This window comes from Mangrovibacterium marinum (assembly GCF_003046625.1).
Lineage (GTDB): Bacteria > Bacteroidota > Bacteroidia > Bacteroidales > Prolixibacteraceae > Mangrovibacterium > Mangrovibacterium marinum.
This window is the reverse complement of the sequence record NZ_QAAD01000005.1, coordinates 241,907-259,514: the sequence shown is the minus strand read 5'-3', so window position 1 is coordinate 259,514 and position 17,608 is coordinate 241,907. Positions and strand designations below refer to the sequence as shown.

The following is a 17,608-nucleotide window of genomic DNA, read 5'->3' as shown; positions in this document are numbered from 1 at the left end:
ATTATTATCTTAATCCGATGGATGTAGTACTTGCTCCAGAATTTTAGTCAGCTCGGCCTGCGAGATATTTACCTGCACATGGCCGGCACGGGCGATTGATATTTTGCCTTTTTCTTCGGACACAATAATGGCGACGGCATCCGTTTCTTCAGTAATACCAACTGCTGCACGGTGGCGTAAACCTAAATTCGGATCAATATCCTGCTTGTTGGTCACCGGCAGAATACAGCGTGCTGCAATAATTCGGTTGCCAATAACAATAACAGCGCCGTCGTGCAGGGGCGTATTTTTAAAAAAGATCGTTTCCAGCAGCGCATCCGAAATCCGGGCATTAATTTTTTCACCCGTACGAACGTATTCCCGTAGTTCAGAATGCTGAGCAATAACGATCAGTGCTCCGGTCTTTGTTCGGGCCATACTTTCGCAGGCTTTCACCATCATCCTGATTTGCTCTTCCGAGGCGGTTCTGTATTTATCTGACGAAAAAAGCTTATCAACGCGCAGTAATTTATTGACCTGGCTGTTACTTCCGATGAGCAACAAAAAACGCCTGATTTCGGGTTGAAAGACGACGATCAGTGCCAGCACCCCAACGCCCAGGAACTGCGCCATCAAGGTGTCCAGCAGTTCCATATTCAGGGCTCTGATGAGCATCCAAAACAGGTAAACCACAAACAATCCGATAAAGATATTGAAGGCCACCGTTCCTTTAATCAGCATGTATAGCTGATACAATAAAAAGGCGACCAACAAAATGTCGAGGATATCTAAAAATCGGATGGTGATAAACAAGTTCATCTATTTGGCAGACTCTTTTAGTTTATTGAAGATTTTTACCGCATGAACGGCTTCCTGCACGTCGTGTACCCTCAAAATGTCGGCTCCGCCCAGCAGGGCCATGGTATTGGCAACAGTTGTTGCCGGCAGGCTGTTTTCCGGATCAATCTCCAACGCTTTATACAGCATCGATTTTCGGCTTACACCCACCAGAACCGGAAGTTGGAATACTTTAAAAGCATCCAGCCGATTGAGCAGATCGTAATTATTTTCCAGGCTTTTGCCAAATCCAAACCCCGGGTCCAGAATAACATCTTTGACCCCAGCCTTGGAAAGCTTTCGCACTTTATCGGAGAAAAACTTCGAGATATCTTTAATCACATCCTCGTATTGCGGCGTTTCGTGCATATTGGCTTGCGTGCCGTGAATATGCATCAGGATGTAGGGGACACCCAGCTTGGCAATCGTGTCGTACATGTGCTCGTCGAACGTGCCGCCCGAGATGTCGTTCACAATACATTCACCAACCTCGTCGATCACGCGCAGAGCAACCCACGAGCGGAAGGTGTCGATCGATAAAGGAATATCGGGAAAGCGTTTTCGCACTTCCGTAATTACCGGCAACAAGCGGGTCAATTCCTCTTTTGTTGAAACGTTTTCCGCTCCCGGACGGGTGGATACCGCTCCCAGGTCGATGATGCCGGCACCTTCAGCAATCATTTGTTCTGCCCGGGCAACAGCCGCATCAACATTGGTGTATTTGCCGCCATCGAAAAACGAATCGGGGCTTACATTTAAAATCCCCATCACCACGGGGCTGGTTAAATCCAAGAGTTTGCCATTCAGTGAAATGGAACTTTTTCGTTTGAAAAATTTACTGGCAGAACCTGTTATCAACATAAATCCTAACGCTTTGAGAAGTTATACTTTGTCTTATACAAATGTAAAAATATGCCGTCAAAATACGCATTTAATTCCTATTTTTATGGCTGCATCGGCCTTGAAAAGCGATGCCCGAACGGAGTTTGTTGCTGGTTATGAGTCTGATTTGGATTGCAGGCCGGTAAAACTTCCGTAAATAGATTATCAAAAAAACTTTGTTGTATTAATTTCAAGATGGAGAAAACAATTCAGGAATATCAGCATGTGATTGCGATTTGCGAGGATATCTTTACGAAAAAAATGCAGGATTACGGTACTGCCTGGCGCATTTTGCGGCCCAGTTCGCTCACCGATCAAATCTTTATCAAAGCGCAGCGCATTCGCAGTATCGAAATGAAAGGCACCATGAAGGTGGACGAGGATAGCCGCTCGGAGTATATCGGCATCATTAATTATTGTATCATGGCCTTGATTCAACTGGAAAAGGGAATTGCTGAAAACGATGACCTGAGTGCCGACGAAACACTCGAACTTTACCGGTTTTATTTCAACAAAGCCCTGGATTTGATGTTGAATAAGAATCACGATTATGATGAAGCCTGGCGTTTTATGCGAATTAGCTCGATTACCGATTTAATTTTGATGAAAATTAAACGGACCAAACAAATCGAGGACAATGCCGGGAAAACAATCATATCGGAAGGGATTGATGCGAATTACCTGGATATGATCAACTATGCAGTATTTGCAATGATCAAGCTGGAGTTTCCCGAATAGCGGGACTAAAGCAGCGCAAACAACTAAAACAAGGAGCTTATGAAGTACATCTGGCATCTGTGTCGCATTTTGCTGGGACTGGTTTTTATCTTTTCCGGTTTTGTAAAGGGGATTGATCCACTGGGCTCGGCCTACAAGTTTACCGATTATTTTCATGCCTGGAATATGGATGCGCTGGTGGCTCTGGCATTGCCGCTGGGGATTCTGTTGTCGCTGGCCGAATTTGTCACCGGAATTGCGCTGGTTACCAATGTGTTTAATAAAGTATTCAGCTGGTTTGCGCTGTTGTTTATGGGCTTTTTCACCATCATTACCTTAATTGTAGCCCTAAACAATCCGGTAACCGATTGCGGCTGTTTTGGTGATGCGCTGACCCTGACTAATTGGGAAACCTTCTATAAAAATATTGTCTTTTCGGCCTGTGCTGTTATACTCGTTGGCTGGGGAAAGAAATTTCGACCGGCAAAATTTCCGCTCATTGCGACGATCATGGCCGGTGCAACAGTATTGGTTTTTGGCTATCTGATCGATTATTCATACAATCATTTGCCGATCATCGATTTTCGGCCGTATAAAATTGGAACAAACATTCCGGCGGGCATGGAAATGCCGGCTGATGCGGAGCCCGACGAATATGCCAACATTTTTGTGTACGAAAACCGGGAAACCGGGAAACAGCAAGAGTTTACCGAAGACAACTACCCCTGGCAGGATAGCCTGACCTGGAAGTTTGTATCGATGGAAAACGAATTGGTGAAAAAAGGCTATGAGCCACCAATTCATAATTTCAGCATTGAAACGATCGATGGAGAAGACATTAAAGACTTTTTCCTTTATGATGATGCGTACACATTTATGTTGATCTCTACAGATTTAGACGAGGCAAACTGGTCGCCGCTGGAACGAATAAAGGCTTTGAGCAGTTATGCCCAGGATAATGGCATGCACTTTATTGGACTGACGGCTTCCTTACTGGACGATGCGCAAATGATTGCAGAAGAGAAGGAGTTGCCTTTTGAGTTTTTCAATGCCGATGAAATTACCCTAAAAACCATTGTGCGAGCGAATCCGGGGCTCATTTTGTTGAAGAAAGGCACTGTAATTGACAAATGGCACTTCAATGATATTCCAACGGTAGAGGAGTTCCAAAAGCAGCTGACTTATTTGGGACAACGGGAGGTTGAATAAGGAACACACTTTTTTATACTCTGGAAAACCGGCTTCGTTTGAGGTCGGTTTTTTTTAAAACTAAAAACCCCCGCCTCTGGTAAGGTGAGAAGAAGGATTTCTCGGCGGGGGAGTTTAATTAATAATGCCTAAAAATAGTCATTTTCGCGTGCCGATGAACGCGTGACTAATTCCTTTTCAAAAAAATCTGCTAAAAAATACCAGTACAGAACGGGACATACCAGCTTGATTTCATTAAATTGCAGATCCAATAATTTCTGAACGGATGGGAGTCGGAAGCTTCCTCTGTTTACACATCATCAAAACAAACAAACTTATGAAACAACTGCTTAGCCTGCTGGTATTGCTTTTGTCTATCAACTCGTTGAAGGCTGAAGTAAAACTGGCACGAATTTTCAGTTCAAACATGGTCCTCCAGCAGGGGATTGAAAACCCGGTTTGGGGATGGGCTGATAAAAATGAAAAAATTACCGTTCTGTTTGCCGGGAAAGTATTAAAAACCAAAGCCGGTGGCGATGGTCGCTGGCATGTAAAACTGCCTTCGATGGATTACGGAGGGCCATACACCTTGCTTGTGGAGGGGAAAAACGCCATCCGGCTCGAGAATATCCTGATTGGCGAGGTTTGGGTGTGCAGCGGTCAGTCGAATATGGAGTGGATTGTGCAAAATGTGCAAAATGCCGACAAGGAAGTTGCGGAAGCAAACTATCCGCAGATTCGCATGTTCACCGTTCCTAAAAAGGTGGCCACCACGCCTCAGCGCGATTTGGCGGGCGGTGAATGGGAGCTTTGCACACCCGAAAATGTGCCGCATTTCTCTGCCGTTGGTTATTTCTTCGCCCGCAATTTGTTTCACGACCTGAATGTGCCCGTTGGCATGATCCATACGTCGTGGGGCGGAACCGTTGCCGAAACCTGGATGAGCCCCGAAATGATTGCCCGGGAACCGGAATTCGCCGAGCAGCTCAACCAGCTGAAAACTTTCGATATGGATGCTTTTGTGGCGGAGCGCACCAAACAGATTGAAACCGTATTGGGCGGGACTGTACCGAAAGAAGATGCTGGACTGGTTAATGGCAAAGCGGTTTACGCAGCTGTTGATTTGGACGATTCCGCCTGGCATTCCATTCAAACGCCAAAGGTTTGGGAAGAAGAAGGCTACCCCAATATCGACGGTATTGGCTGGTATCGGAAGACCGTTGAGTTAACAGCCGAACAAGCCGGGTTGCCGGCAAAAGTAGCCTTGGCAAAAATTGATGACCGCGATAAAACCTACATCAACGGAAGGCTGGTGGGCGAGACCAATATGTACAACGAAGATCGTTTGTACGCTATTCCGGCGGGTGTTTTGAAGGCCGGCAAGAATGTGATTGCCGTTCGTGTGGAGGATACTGGCGGCGGTGGCGGTATTTACGGCGGTGATGATCAATGTTACCTGCTGACCGGCGAAGAGAAAATCAACCTGGCCGGTTTGTGGAAATTCAGCATTACCGAGGTGAACGATGTTGCGGTGACTTTGGGGCCGAACGATTTGCCCTGCTTGCTTTACAATGGTATGTTGAAGCCAATTATTCCTTACGGAATTGCGGGCGCAATTTGGTACCAGGGCGAAGCGAATGCTGACCGTGCTTATCAATACCGCAAATTGTTTAAAGATCTGATTAGCGACTGGCGGGCCCAATGGGGCTTGGGCGATTTTCCGTTCTGCTGGGTGCAGCTGGCTAATTTTATGGCAGCCGACCAACAGCCATCGGAAAGTGCCTGGGCCGAACTTCGCGAAGCACAAACGATGGCGCTGGAGCTACCAAATACCGGTCAGGCTTTGGCGATCGACATCGGCGAGGCCGGCGATATTCACCCACGCAATAAACAAGATGTGGGAAAACGCTTAGAACTGAATGCGCTGAAGATTGCTTACGGTAAAGATGTTGTCAACTCGGGCCCGATGTTTGACTCGATGGAGGTAAAAGGCGATCAAGTGTACATTCACTTTAAAGAAACCGGCAGCGGTTTGCTGGTGAACGACAAATATGGTTATGTGAATGCCTTCGCCATTGCGGGCGAGGATCAGCAGTTCCACTGGGCGAAGGCCGAATTGGTGGATGACACGACCGTGGTTGTTTCTTCCGCAGATGTTGAAAAGCCCGTTGCGGTTCGCTTTGGCTGGGGCAATAACCCCGACGATCTGAATTTGTACAACAAGGAAGGTTTACCGGCTGTTCCCTTCCGCACGGATAGCTGGAAAGGCGTAACGGAATAGATTTCGATCCAAATACGATTGATGAAGCCTCGCGATGCGGGGCTTTTTCAGTATATTGAATCGGTCAAAATAAATCATAATGGCAGATCCCTGGCTTTTTTCGTACGGCACCCTTTCGGAGCCCGAATACATTCAACGTTTACTAAAACGCTTACCCGCCTACAAACCGGGCAGTTTGGAGGGGTATGGCCTGTATCAGCACCCCGGCAATGGCTATCTGTTTGTAAAACCCCAATTGGGAAGTCGGGTGGAGGGGCAGCTTTTTCGCGTCAGTTGGCGCGAGCTGGAGCTGATTGACTGCTGGGAGGATGTGCCGCTTTACCAACGCGAGCTGCTAAGGATTCAAACCGGGCCCGGGCAATGGGTTGAAGCCTTTGTTTACACGCAGAAAGCATCAAATGGCGTCCCTGCCACTTCTGAAAATTTGAAGCGCCGTCAGGAGATTCTCAATGACCTGGACAGTTTTCTGGAAAGTATGCGGCGGGGCGGTTTTTTCAAGTAGGCAAGTTCTGAGTCGTGCCGCGCATCAGCGGGAGGCTTTCGAAATTGTTCAGAGCCTTGCCGTGCATCAGCGGCATCGCTTCGAAACGTTTCAGGGGCTTGCCACGCATCAACGGCAAGCTTTCGAAACAGAACATTCGCGCCCCGCGCCCCGGAGGCGAGCTTTCGAAAGGGAACAAAACCGTCCCTCGCACCGCTGGCGAGCTTTTGAAGTATCTCAGAGTCGTGCCGCGCTCCAATGGCATGGTTCTGAAGAGTAACAAAGTAACAACGCTTTGCCACAGCCGTGCGGCAAAGCTTCGAAAAGCGTAATTATTCGGTTTGCTTTCTGGTAATTCAAAAATAAAAGAGCCTCCTTACAAAGGAGGCTCTTTTTAGATATTTGGAAGTCGGAATTATTTCTTTTGTTCCAATTGCAGCGTTACGGTTGTACGGTCGCAAACTTCGCTTGGTCCCCAGTACTGGATTGGTCCAGGGTACAGGTAGCTTGTTTCGATTGCCCATTTTTCGCGGTTTTCGGCCAGGTATTTGAATGGAGCGCCGTCCAATTCAACCAATGCCTTTTGAATAACCGGTTTCATGTGTCCGTGACGTTTTTCCATGTTCATCATCATCGTTACAGGAACACCACCAGCGATCCATTCGTCGGCAGGAGCTGTTGTGTTACGAACACTTGACATATAACCTGTTTTACCTGATCCGATCAATACAGATGCCGTGTAACCCAACGAGTAGCAATAGTCAGCATCGAAGTTCGACGGAGCAGCACAACGACCTTCGTAACCGAAGAAGTGGAACTGCGTACCGAATTTACCAACATATTTACCTTCAGCTTTCAGTTCAGCCAAACGGGTTTTCACCATTTCACCCAACAGTTTTTCTGTTTCGATCAATGATACTTGTACGTTACCGTGCGGGTCACGATCCAGTGTCAACTGGTCAGCGATCAATGAAGGCAGTGAGTTGTAAACTTTGGCCGATTCAGCAGAAAGAATGCTTGATACAAATGCACGACCTTCAGCTTTGTCCGTGTATGATTTGAATTTAGCTTCCGATTCAGAACCTTCGGCCAACAAGTCGTTCAATTCAGCGATCAAGGCTTTCATTTCCGGAACGAATTCAACCAAACCTTCAGGGATTAATGCCACACCGAAGTTGTTGCCGTTTGCAGCACGCTTCGCGATGATGTTGGCCATATAATCAACAATTTCGCCCAAAGTTTGCTTTTTCGCAGCAACTTCTTCCGATACCAAGGTGATGTTGGGTTGTGTTTGCAATGCAGCTTCCAAGCCAATGTGCGACGCAGAACGTCCCATCAGTTTAATGAAGTGCCAGTATTTTTTAGCCGAGTTCGCATCGCGTTGGATGTTTCCGATCAACTCCGAGTAAACTTTAACAGCTGTATCGAAACCGAATGAAGTTTCAATCATTTCGTTTTTCAAGTCACCATCAATTGTTTTCGGGCAACCTACCACTTGTACACCTGCGTTTTTAGCGGCATAGTATTCGGCCAATACACAAGCGTTGGTGTTACTGTCGTCACCACCAATGATTACCAAGGCTTTGATGTTCAGTTCTTTCAAAATTTCCAAACCTTTGTCGAATTGCGCTTCTTCTTCCAGTTTGGTACGTCCCGAACCGATGATGTCGAAACCACCTGTGTTGCGGTAACCTTCCAGGTATTCAGCAGTGATTTCCATGTATTTGTGATCTACCAATCCGCCTGGTCCACCTAAGAAACCATACAGTTTACTGTCGGCGTTCAGTTTTTTGATACCGTCGAAGATACCGGAAATTACGTTGTGACCACCAGGAGCCTGGCCTCCTGAAAGGATCACGCCAACATTAACGGGACCTACATTGGCAGCAGCGTCAGTTGCTTCGAAAGTCAACAACGGCATACCATAAGTATTGGGGAATAATTCTTTAATTTCGGCCTGGTCGGCTACAGATTCGGTTGCGGCACCGTCTACGATTTTTACCGCACCTTTTAATGATTTTGGAAGTTTAGGCTGGTATTGAGCCCTGGCTTGTTGTAATGCACTAATGGTCATCTTTTTAATTTTTTGGAAAGATTTACTTTTTTCTGAAAAATTCTCCCCAAAAATAACCTAAAAAGCTGGCATTCGTCCTGTCGTCAAGGGACTATTTTTCGATTTAAAGTTAATTTAAACCGTTTTGAAAGCTGTTTTCAACTGGACGATAACAGGATAGAAAGCGTGCCGGAGCAATAGCTGTTTTGTTATCAAAGCAGTAGGACTGTCGCTTCATTGCTTTTCGTATTTTAGGGCGAAAAATAATTGGCCTATGTTATTTCTGATTACGATCGAATATAAAGTGGAGTTGGCCCAGGTGGAGCCGTATTTCGAACCGCACATCGCTTTTGTGAAACGTTATGTCGAAGCGGGTAATTTTTTGCTAACCGGCAAGAAAATCCCGCGTACAGGAGGCCTGATTCTGGCTCAGGTTGAAAGCCGCGAAAAGTTGATCACGCTGTTGAACGAAGATCCGTTTATGGAATTGGACCTGGCGGACTTTGAGATCACCGAAATTCAACTAAGCCAGGTGTCGCCCGAGTTGTTGGGCTAGGTTAATCCCGGGCTGTTGTCATGCTGAACTTGTTTCAGCATCTGTTCAGTCATGGTTTGTCGATTTCGAAATAAATTCGGCATGACAGAAACTTACTTCTTTCAAGTAAAAAGGAACTGCAACAAACTGCAATTCCTTTTCGGTATTTTGTCAAAAGTTGAAGCTTATTCAGCTACATAGCTGTCGATACCAGCCGTTTCGGCTTTGCGGTCAACTTTTTTGATCAATCCTTGTAACACTTTACCCGGGCCAATTTCAGTGAATGAAGTAGCGCCGTCTTTCAGCATATTTTCAACAGTCTGCGTCCATTTTACCGGAGCAGTCAACTGAGCGATCAGGTTTTCTTTGATCACTGCAGGATCCGAAACAGGCTGAGCGTTTACGTTTTGGTAAACCGGGCAGATCGGAGCACTAACTGTTGTGGCTTCAATAGCAGCAGCCAACTCTTCGCGAGCCGGTTCCATCAGCGGTGAGTGGAAAGCACCACCAACAACCAATTTCAACGCACGTTTGGCCCCTTTCTCCGTCAAAATTTCACAGGCTTTGTCGATCCCTTCAATTGAACCGGAAATAACCAGCTGCCCCGGACAGTTGTAGTTGGCCGGAACAACAACCTCGTCGATCGATGCACAGGCTTCTTCAACAGTAGCGTCGTCCAACCCAACAATAGCAGCCATGGTTGAAGCTTGCAATTCGCAGGCTTTTTGCATGGCTTGTGCACGTTGCGAAACCAGTTTCAACCCATCTTCGAAAGTTAGCGCGCCATTGGCAACCAATGCCGAAAATTCGCCCAACGAGTGACCGGCAACCATTTCGGGTTTAAAATCTTTTTGCGTTTTTGCCAAAATAACAGAGTGCAGGAAGATGGCAGGTTGGGTAACTTTGGTTTGTTTCAAATCGTCAACGGTTCCTTCGAACATGATTTCAGTAATGTTGAAACCCAAAATTTCGTTGGCTTTATCAAATAATTCTTTGGCCAAAGGAGAGTTCTCGTAAAGGTCTTTTCCCATTCCCGGGAATTGAGCTCCCTGACCGGGGAATACAAATGCTTTCATAATGAAATATTTAAAAAATTTTCGCGCACAAATATAGATGATTTTTCCGCCCGTGGTTTCCAAAACACCGATTGATTGCCGAATTCAAGTCTAATTTTGTTTATTAACTCGACTATTGGACATGCTTGTTCCAATTTTTAGCAGGCCGAAGCTGCTGCAATCCGGCAGAGATTGAAAACGAAGGTCGCTCCGGGTTTTAACGTTCGGCCATGGTTGCTACCAAGACGGCTTTAATGGTGTGCATCCGGTTTTCGGCCTCGTCGAAAACAATCGATGCCTCACTTTCAAACACATCATCCGTTACTTCCAGTGCCGATAAGCCGTATTTTTTAAAGATCTCTTCGCCAACTTTTGTTTCGCGGTTATGAAAAGCCGGTAAGCAATGCAGAAACTTGACGTTCGGATTGCCGGTTAGTTTCAACATCTGTTTATCCACCTGGTAGGGTTTCATCAGCTTGATGCGTTCGTCCCAAACTTCAGCCGGTTCGCCCATCGACACCCACACATCGGTATATAAAAAGTCGCAGCCGGCAACAGCGTCGGTCACATCATCGGTTATGGTGATTTTGGCTCCGCTATGCCGGGCAATTTTGCGACAGTTTGCCACCAATTGCGGATCGGGTTGGTAATTGGCCGGTGCGGCAATGCGGAAGTCGATTCCCATTTTGGCTGCCCCAACCATCAGCGAGTTGCCCATATTATAGCGGGCATCGCCCAGGTAGCAAAGTTTCATCTCGCTGAATGGCTTTGCACAATGCTCCTGCATGGTTAGCAAATCGGCCAAAACCTGCGTGGGGTGAAACTCATTGGTCAGGCCATTCCAAACCGGAACGCCGGCATAGTTGGCCAGCTCTTCAACAATGGCTTGTTCGTAACCGCGATACTCAATGCCATCGTACATGCGTCCCAATACCCGAGCGGTATCTTTCATCGACTCTTTGTGCCCAATTTGGCTGCCTGTTGGGCCAAGGTAAGTTACCCGCGCGCCCTGGTCGTAGGCTGCAACTTCAAACGCACAACGCGTGCGGGTCGAGGTTTTTTCGAAAATCAGCGCAATGTTTTTCCCCCGTAATGCTTGTTGTTCGATTCCCTTTTTCTTTTGGGCTTTTAGTTTGCTTGCCAGTTGCAATAAGTATTCGATTTCCTGCGGCTCAAAGTCCAGCAATTTCAGAAAATTTTTGTTCTTCAGATTAATGGTCATCTGTACTGTTGTTTAGGATTCGTACTCCATGGTTATTTTCGATCCGAAGCTTTTATCGGCCAGCTTTTTGGCTTCGGTGATAATGCTTTTGGAACCGCCACGCTCCAAAAAGTTCAGGCTGGCTCTGATTTTCGGAGCCATGCTTCCCTCTCCAAAAGTACCCTTTTCGAGGTAGTTTCGCGCATCGGCATAGTTTAAAAACTCGAGTTTTTGCTGCGAGGGCAAGCCAAAGTTTTGGTAGATAAACGGAACATCGGTGAGAATGTAGAACTCGTCGGCACCAATTTCTGCCGCTAACAGCGAGGAGCTCATATCCTTATCAATCACGGCGTCAATTGTTCGCAACTGCTTGTTCTCATCAAAATATACTGGAATACCGCCGCCACCGGCAGTAATTACAATGTTTCCGGCTCGCGCCAGTTGGCCAATCACATCCTTGTTGAGCAGATTAATCGGGTCGGGCGAGGATACCACGCGCCGCCAGCCACCTTTATTTTTACTGTCCGGTTTAAATTGCCAGCCTTTGGAGCTTTCAAGCAACTGAGCTTCGCGGCTGTTATAGGTTTTCCCGATTCGCTTCGACGGATTTTTAAAGGCCGGATCAAGAGGCGATACCGTGACCATGCTGATCATGGAAATGATATGGCGCTTAATCTGATGACGTGTCAGCAGGTTGCGCAGCATTCGCTCAATCATGTAGCCTATGCCACCTTGCGAGTCGGCCACGCAGATGTCCAAGGGCATTGGTGCAATGTGATACAGTTGTTCTCCCGCGTCGTTGCGCATCAGGATATTGCCGACCTGGGGGCCATTGCCATGGGTGATCACCAAATTATAGCCCTCCCGCAGCAAGAAAACAATATTTTCCAGCGTCTCGGTGGTGTTGGCTTCCTGCTCTTCAATGGTGCCCGTTTCATGATTGCGCAAAAGCGCATTCCCTCCCAATGCGATCACGGCAAGTTTATTCATATTTTACTCCAGTTTACATGATGTGAATACCGAAACTAACTTTTTGCTTACGAACAAACTTAAGCATATCGGAGGTCACAAATACTGCGTTTTGTATGGATTTTGCTCCCTGGATGGCTGTTATTGAACATCAAAACTCATCCATGTTGTAAATTGCTTGCGCCCCGGGCTTTTCTTCAACCTGTGCCGACATAAGAAGCGTTGTTTCAATCAACGTTCAAAAAAAACACAGATGATTCCGGGGAATCACCAACCGGAATGAAAGGTTAGGATTTTTTTCAATTATACTGTTGTCGTTGTTTTCAAAAGTTGTCGAGTTGCCGTTCCTCAGCTATTCAAAACCAGTTATTAGCATTGTAATTTTAGGCCTCTGCGTAGTAAGACTTTCAGAAAAGAATAACGCTCATGAATACCACTAAAACCGACACAATATGACTCGGGATACTGTTCTGTAGGAAGCCTGTGGAAGTGCGGATTTTCAAGAATGGGCTGTTAATAAAATAGACTGTCAAAACATTTTTAGTTGTGGGGCCGGGCAAGAATATCGGTTCAAAATTCGTTACCTTTGCAATCGAATTTTACAAAATAACATGGCAAAAAAGAAAAAAATCAAAAATAAGAATACCGGACCAGGTATGATTTCGAAAATCAAAAGCCTTTTGACGAGTGAAAAGTTTCGGTACACACTGGGATTTCTGCTTTTTGTTTTTGGGCTTTATTTGATGATCGCTTTCATTTCATTTTTAATTTACGGCGCTGCCGACCAAAGCAAGTTGGATATTTCGTGGCGCCAGCTGATTAAAAGTGCCGATATCAGAGTGCAGAACAAAGCCGGGAAAACCGGTGCTTACCTCAGCGAAGTGATCATTAACCGTGGTTTTGGACTTTCTTCTTTTTTGTTTGTCTACCTGTTGATTATTTCCTCGTTCGAGGTTTTTAAACGGCCATTGGTTAAGTACCGCCGCGCCCTGTTATTCAGTATCATCCTGATTTTCTGGATCTCAGTTTTCCTGGGCTTGATGCTTTCCGGATTCGGAGCAACCAGTTCTATCTACTTGGGAGGTAAGTTCGGTTTCTTTATGGCAAACTGGTTTAGCTCACTGGTCGGATTTATCGGAACGTTCTTTTTGCTATTGTGCAGTTTGTTCCTGATTGTTTTGTTCGGAACCGACAAGTTTATTCCCTGGCTGAAAACGATTTTTGCACGTAAGGAAGTCGCTACCGTGGCTGAACCGGAAATGCGCGACGAAGATGTGAAAATAGGAGCGTTGATCGATCAGGAACAAAGCATTTCGAAGGTAATTACCGAGCACGATACGGTTGAAACCAATTTCGACCCGGACACCGGCGAAATATTCAACGAAGAACAACCGAAAATTGACGACCGTATTGATGTGTCGGACGTGGAAGACCATGTGGAACGACAAATGCATGGTGAACTGGAAACTGCGGATGACCTCCAGGAGCAAGAGAAGGAGGATCAGGATGGCTTGGAAATGACCGTTGAAAAGATTGAGGAAGAAACCGACGAAGATTATAAGGCGTCGGTGGGCGATGAGCCTTACGATCCGACGCTGGATTTATCGCATTATCATTTCCCGACAGTGGACTTGCTGGACGATCATCCGGCGGGAAGCAACGAAGTGACCAACGAAGAATTAATCTCGAATAAGAATAAGATTGTTGAAACGCTTCGTCATTATAAAATTGAGATTACCAAAATCCGCGCGACCATTGGGCCAACCATTACGCTTTATGAGATTGTTCCTGCACCGGGCGTTCGTATTTCCAAGATTAAAAATCTGGAAGATGATATTGCACTAAGTCTGGCCGCACTGGGAATTCGTATTATTGCACCAATCCCGGGACGTGGTACAATTGGTATTGAGGTTCCAAATCAGAAGCCTGAAGTGGTTTCGATGCGCTCGATCATTTCCTCGAAAAAATTTCAGGAAAGTACGGCTGAGCTGCCGGTGGTGCTGGGGAAAACCATTTCGAACGAAACCTTCCTGATCGACCTGGCGAAGATGCCGCATATTTTGGTTGCCGGTGCTACCGGACAAGGTAAGTCAGTGGGATTGAACGCCATCATCACATCGCTGCTGTACAAAAAGCATCCTTCGCAGTTGAAGCTGGTGATGATTGACCCGAAGAAGGTCGAGCTCAGCTTATACTCAACCATCGAGCGCCATTTCCTGGCCAAGCTGCCGGATGACGAAGAGCCCATTATCACGGATATTCAAAAGGTGAAGAATGTCCTGAACTCGTTGAATATAGAAATGGATAGCCGCTACGACTTACTGAAGAAGGCGCATGCCCGCAACATCAAGGAGTACAATGCCAAATTTGCCGATCGACGTCTGAACCCGGAGAAAGGGCATCGTTTCTTGCCCTACATTGTGGTGATTATCGACGAGTTTGCCGACCTGATCATGACTGCCGGCAAGGAAATAGAACTACCTATTGCCCGTATTGCCCAGTTGGCACGTGCTGTTGGTATCCACATGATTATTGCCACTCAGCGCCCGTCAACCAACATTATTACCGGTGTAATTAAAGCAAACTTCCCAGCCCGTATTGCCTTTAAAGTGGCTTCGATGATTGACTCGCGGACAATTTTGGATACCCCCGGTGCTAACCAGCTGATCGGTAAAGGGGATATGCTGATTGCGGTGGGTAGTGCGATGACCCGCTTGCAATGTGCTTTTGTGGACACTCCCGAGGTTGAACGCATTTGCGATCACATCTCGGAACAACAGGGTTATCCCACAGCCTTTATGCTTCCCGAATATGTTGGCGAAGGCGACGGCAGTGCATTGGATACGGACCTGACTAACCGGGATGAACTGTTTAGCGATGCGGCCAAGATTGTGGTGATGAACCAAATGGGCTCCACATCGATGATTCAACGCAAATTCTCGATCGGCTACAACCGGGCAGGCCGGATTATGGACCAGCTGGAAGCAGCCGGAATTGTTGGCCCCAGCGAAGGCAGTAAAGCCCGCCAGGTGATGGTGCAGGATGAATATAGTTTGGAACAATTATTGAGTAACATGTAAAAAAAATATTTAAGCGAAATGAAAAAATTAATGTCCTTAGTTGGGCTTGTCCTGCTTGTTCTCTCAGTGTCAGCTCAGGTTGACCAAAAAGCAAAATCGATCTTGGAAGAGGTTACCCAAAAAACACAATCGTACACATCTATCCAGGCAACCTTCGACTACATTCTGGATAATAAAGAAATGGAGATTCACGAAGAGAATAAAGGTACAATTAGCATGAAAGGCGATATGTATCTTTTAAAATTGACTGAGTTGGGCCTTGAGATTTATTGCAACGGTAAAGAAGTTTCAAGCTATATGAAAGATGCCAACGAGGTAACCATTTCTCCGGTGGATTCAGAGTCGGGCGACATGATGAACCCATCGAAGATTTTCACCATCTACGAAAATGGTTTCAGCTACAAGTTTGTTGAAGAGAAAGTTATTGGCGGAAAAAGTTGTTATGTCATCGATCTGTTTCCGGAGAATGATGACATTGAATACACGAAAATCCGCATAATGATCGACAAACAGCAGATGCTGATTAGCAAAGCAGAGATGGCTGGCGCCGATGGTAATACCTATATTATCGACGTCAAAGATATGAAGACCAATGCAGGGATTACCGACGATGTTTTCACATTCAACGTGGCTAAACACCCAGGGGTCGATGTGATTGATTTGAGATAATTGATGCACATACACATAAATGAACAAAGGAGCTCGAGGGCTCCTTTGTTCATTTATATCGGCTGAATATTGAGTTTACAGTTCTGCAAACGTTTGGCTAATGCGGGCAATGGCATCGCGCATTTGCGCTTCGGTAATAATTAAAGGTGGGGTGAAACGAATGATATGCTCGTGTGTTGGTTTTGCCAAAATGCCATTCTTTTTCATCGCCAGACAAACATCCCAGGCTGTTTTTCCGTTGCGGGGTTTAATGGCGATGGCGTTCAGTAAACCCTTTCCGCGAACAACTTCAATCAGATCCGACTTTACTGCTTTCATTTCGCGGCGGAACAGTTCACCCATCCGGCTTGCATTATCGGCCAGTTTTTCTTCCTGAATAACCTCCAGCGCTGTAATGGCGACTTTAGCCGCAACCGGGTTGCCGCCGTAGGTTGATCCGTGTTCGCCAGGCTTGATGGTCAGCATGATGGGGTCGTCGGCCAGCACACAGGAAACCGGATACATACCCCCCGACATGGCTTTCCCGAGGATGAGAATATCGGGACGGACACCTTCGTGGTCACAGGCCAGCATTTTGCCCGTACGTGCCAGTCCGGTTTGTACCTCGTCGGCCAGAAACAACACCTGGTGTTTTTTGCACAGCTCGGCGGCTTTTTTCAGATAGCCGTCTTCGGGCAGGTAAACACCCGCCTCGGCTTGAATCGGTTCAACTAAAAAGCCAGCCACAGTGGGGTCGCTCAGCGCTTTCTCCAAAGCGGGAATATCGTTATAGGGAATGTTGATGAATCCCGGCGTATAGGGACCATAGTCGTTGTAGGCATCCGGATCGGAGGACATCGAGATAATGGTAATGGTGCGGCCATGAAAATTGCCGTTGCAGACTACAATTTTAGCCTGATTCGGAGCAATGCCCTTCACTTTGTATGCCCACTTTCGGGTTAGTTTAAGAGCTGTTTCGTCGGCCTCGGCCCCCGAGTTCATGGGCAGCATTTTGTCGTAGCCAAACAAGCGGGTTGCATATTCTTCCCATTCACCCAAAACATTGTTGTAATAAGCGCGCGAGGTGAGCGCCAGTTTTCGGGACTGCTCAACCAGTGCGGCCACAATTTTAGGGTGGCAATGCCCCTGGTTCACGGCCGAGTAGGCTGCCAAAAAATCGTAATACTTGTTTCCTTCAACATCCCAAACAAATACTCCTTCGCCGCGCTCCAGTACCACCGGCAGCGGATGATAATTATGTGCCCCGAATCGATCTTCGCGATCCATATAGTATTGGGCGTTTCCAGTATTCATAGCAAATCAGTTTAAGAGATTTTAGACAGAGTTAGTGATTTTTTCGCTTCGAACAAAGCGTGTTAAGCTGTTCAACAATAGGCTGAAACCTGAGTTTTCTTATTGTTGATTTGACGAAAAATCTTATACTGGTTCACGCCGCTGGTTACGGCCGCACAAGGACGGTTGCAGTACGCCCTGCGTTTTGTGAACATCGATAAAACCAGGGGGCAAGGTTTTTTAAGGGACGAGAAGTATATTGAAACCATTTTATCGCTCAATGCGCACGCTGAAATACTCAGGTAGCAGGCTCCCCGATTGAAAGTTCGTTGAATTTTTACCTTCAATTGGTTTTCAGTGCATCGTGAGCCTGCTATGGCAAGAGTTTCTAAGTTAGGTTATTACAGAT

General features: G+C 46.5%; 15 protein-coding genes. 8 read left to right on the top strand and 7 right to left on the bottom strand.

The window, feature by feature from the left end:
- Positions 1–9: 9 nt before the first annotated feature.
- Complete coding sequence (gene cdaA / locus C8N47_RS06870; protein WP_107821798.1) at positions 10–798, bottom strand: diadenylate cyclase CdaA; 789 nt, start codon at positions 796–798, stop codon at positions 10–12.
- Entirely contained in the window at positions 799–1,608 is an 810-nt protein-coding gene (gene folP, locus C8N47_RS06865) for a dihydropteroate synthase (RefSeq protein ID WP_245915680.1), read from the bottom strand.
- A gap of 4 nt (positions 1,609–1,612) precedes the next feature.
- Between folP and C8N47_RS18750 the strand changes: the two genes are divergently transcribed.
- The 5 genes from C8N47_RS18750 (at position 1,613) to C8N47_RS06845 (ending at position 6,386) form a co-directional block, all read left to right on the top strand.
- Complete coding sequence (locus C8N47_RS18750; RefSeq protein WP_170111302.1) at positions 1,613–1,855, top strand: hypothetical protein; 243 nt, start codon at positions 1,613–1,615, stop codon at positions 1,853–1,855.
- Between the two features lie 38 nt (positions 1,856–1,893).
- Positions 1,894–2,436 carry a DUF1599 domain-containing protein gene (locus C8N47_RS06860; protein WP_107821796.1) on the top strand — a complete coding sequence of 181 codons (543 nt, stop codon included), beginning with the start codon at positions 1,894–1,896 and terminating at the stop codon, positions 2,434–2,436.
- Between the two features lie 39 nt (positions 2,437–2,475).
- Positions 2,476–3,624 carry a BT_3928 family protein gene (locus C8N47_RS06855; RefSeq protein ID WP_107821795.1) on the top strand — a complete coding sequence of 383 codons (1,149 nt, stop codon included), beginning with the start codon at positions 2,476–2,478 and terminating at the stop codon, positions 3,622–3,624.
- Between the two features lie 316 nt (positions 3,625–3,940).
- A complete protein-coding gene (locus C8N47_RS06850) occupies positions 3,941–5,884 on the top strand; it encodes a sialate O-acetylesterase (RefSeq protein ID WP_107821828.1) in 1,944 nt (647 codons plus the stop codon).
- 79 nt (positions 5,885–5,963) lie between these two features.
- Complete coding sequence (locus tag C8N47_RS06845; protein ID WP_107821794.1) at positions 5,964–6,386, top strand: gamma-glutamylcyclotransferase family protein; 423 nt, start codon at positions 5,964–5,966, stop codon at positions 6,384–6,386.
- 394 nt (positions 6,387–6,780) lie between these two features.
- Here C8N47_RS06845 and C8N47_RS06835 read toward each other — a convergent pair whose 3' ends face one another.
- Positions 6,781–8,439, bottom strand: a complete 1,659-nt coding sequence (locus C8N47_RS06835) for a diphosphate--fructose-6-phosphate 1-phosphotransferase (RefSeq protein WP_107821792.1) — start codon at positions 8,437–8,439, stop codon at positions 6,781–6,783.
- A 253-nt stretch (positions 8,440–8,692) separates the two neighbouring features.
- Between C8N47_RS06835 and C8N47_RS06830 the strand changes: the two genes are divergently transcribed.
- Positions 8,693–8,974 (top strand): YciI family protein, encoded by a 282-nt coding sequence (locus C8N47_RS06830; RefSeq protein ID WP_107821791.1) that lies wholly within the window; start codon positions 8,693–8,695, stop codon positions 8,972–8,974.
- A gap of 164 nt (positions 8,975–9,138) precedes the next feature.
- On the opposite strand, the gene fabD is transcribed toward C8N47_RS06830, so the two are convergent.
- The 3 genes from fabD to C8N47_RS06815 all read right to left on the bottom strand — a co-directional run bounded on the left by fabD (position 9,139) and on the right by C8N47_RS06815 (position 12,199).
- The gene (fabD, locus tag C8N47_RS06825) at positions 9,139–10,029 is read right to left on the bottom strand and encodes an ACP S-malonyltransferase (RefSeq protein ID WP_107821827.1); all 891 of its coding nucleotides are present in this window, start codon (positions 10,027–10,029) and stop codon (positions 9,139–9,141) included.
- 196 nt (positions 10,030–10,225) lie between these two features.
- Positions 10,226–11,230, bottom strand: coding sequence for an ornithine carbamoyltransferase (argF, locus tag C8N47_RS06820; protein WP_107821790.1), 1,005 nt, complete (start codon positions 11,228–11,230; stop codon positions 10,226–10,228).
- A 12-nt stretch (positions 11,231–11,242) separates the two neighbouring features.
- On the bottom strand, positions 11,243–12,199 hold the full coding sequence (locus C8N47_RS06815) for a carbamate kinase (protein ID WP_107821789.1): 957 nt from the start codon (positions 12,197–12,199) through the stop codon (positions 11,243–11,245).
- Positions 12,200–12,789: 590 nt separating this feature from the next.
- Here C8N47_RS06815 and C8N47_RS06810 point away from each other — a divergent pair.
- Entirely contained in the window at positions 12,790–15,258 is a 2,469-nt protein-coding gene (locus tag C8N47_RS06810; RefSeq protein WP_107821788.1) for a DNA translocase FtsK, read from the top strand.
- Between the two features lie 18 nt (positions 15,259–15,276).
- Complete coding sequence (gene lolA1, locus C8N47_RS06805; protein ID WP_107821787.1) at positions 15,277–15,927, top strand: outer membrane lipoprotein periplasmic chaperone LolA1; 651 nt, start codon at positions 15,277–15,279, stop codon at positions 15,925–15,927.
- A gap of 75 nt (positions 15,928–16,002) precedes the next feature.
- On the opposite strand, the gene rocD is transcribed toward lolA1, so the two are convergent.
- Positions 16,003–17,220: an ornithine--oxo-acid transaminase gene (gene rocD / locus C8N47_RS06800; RefSeq protein ID WP_107821786.1), complete on the bottom strand. Its 1,218-nt coding sequence runs from the start codon at positions 17,218–17,220 to the stop codon at positions 16,003–16,005.
- Positions 17,221–17,608: the final 388 nt, after the last annotated feature.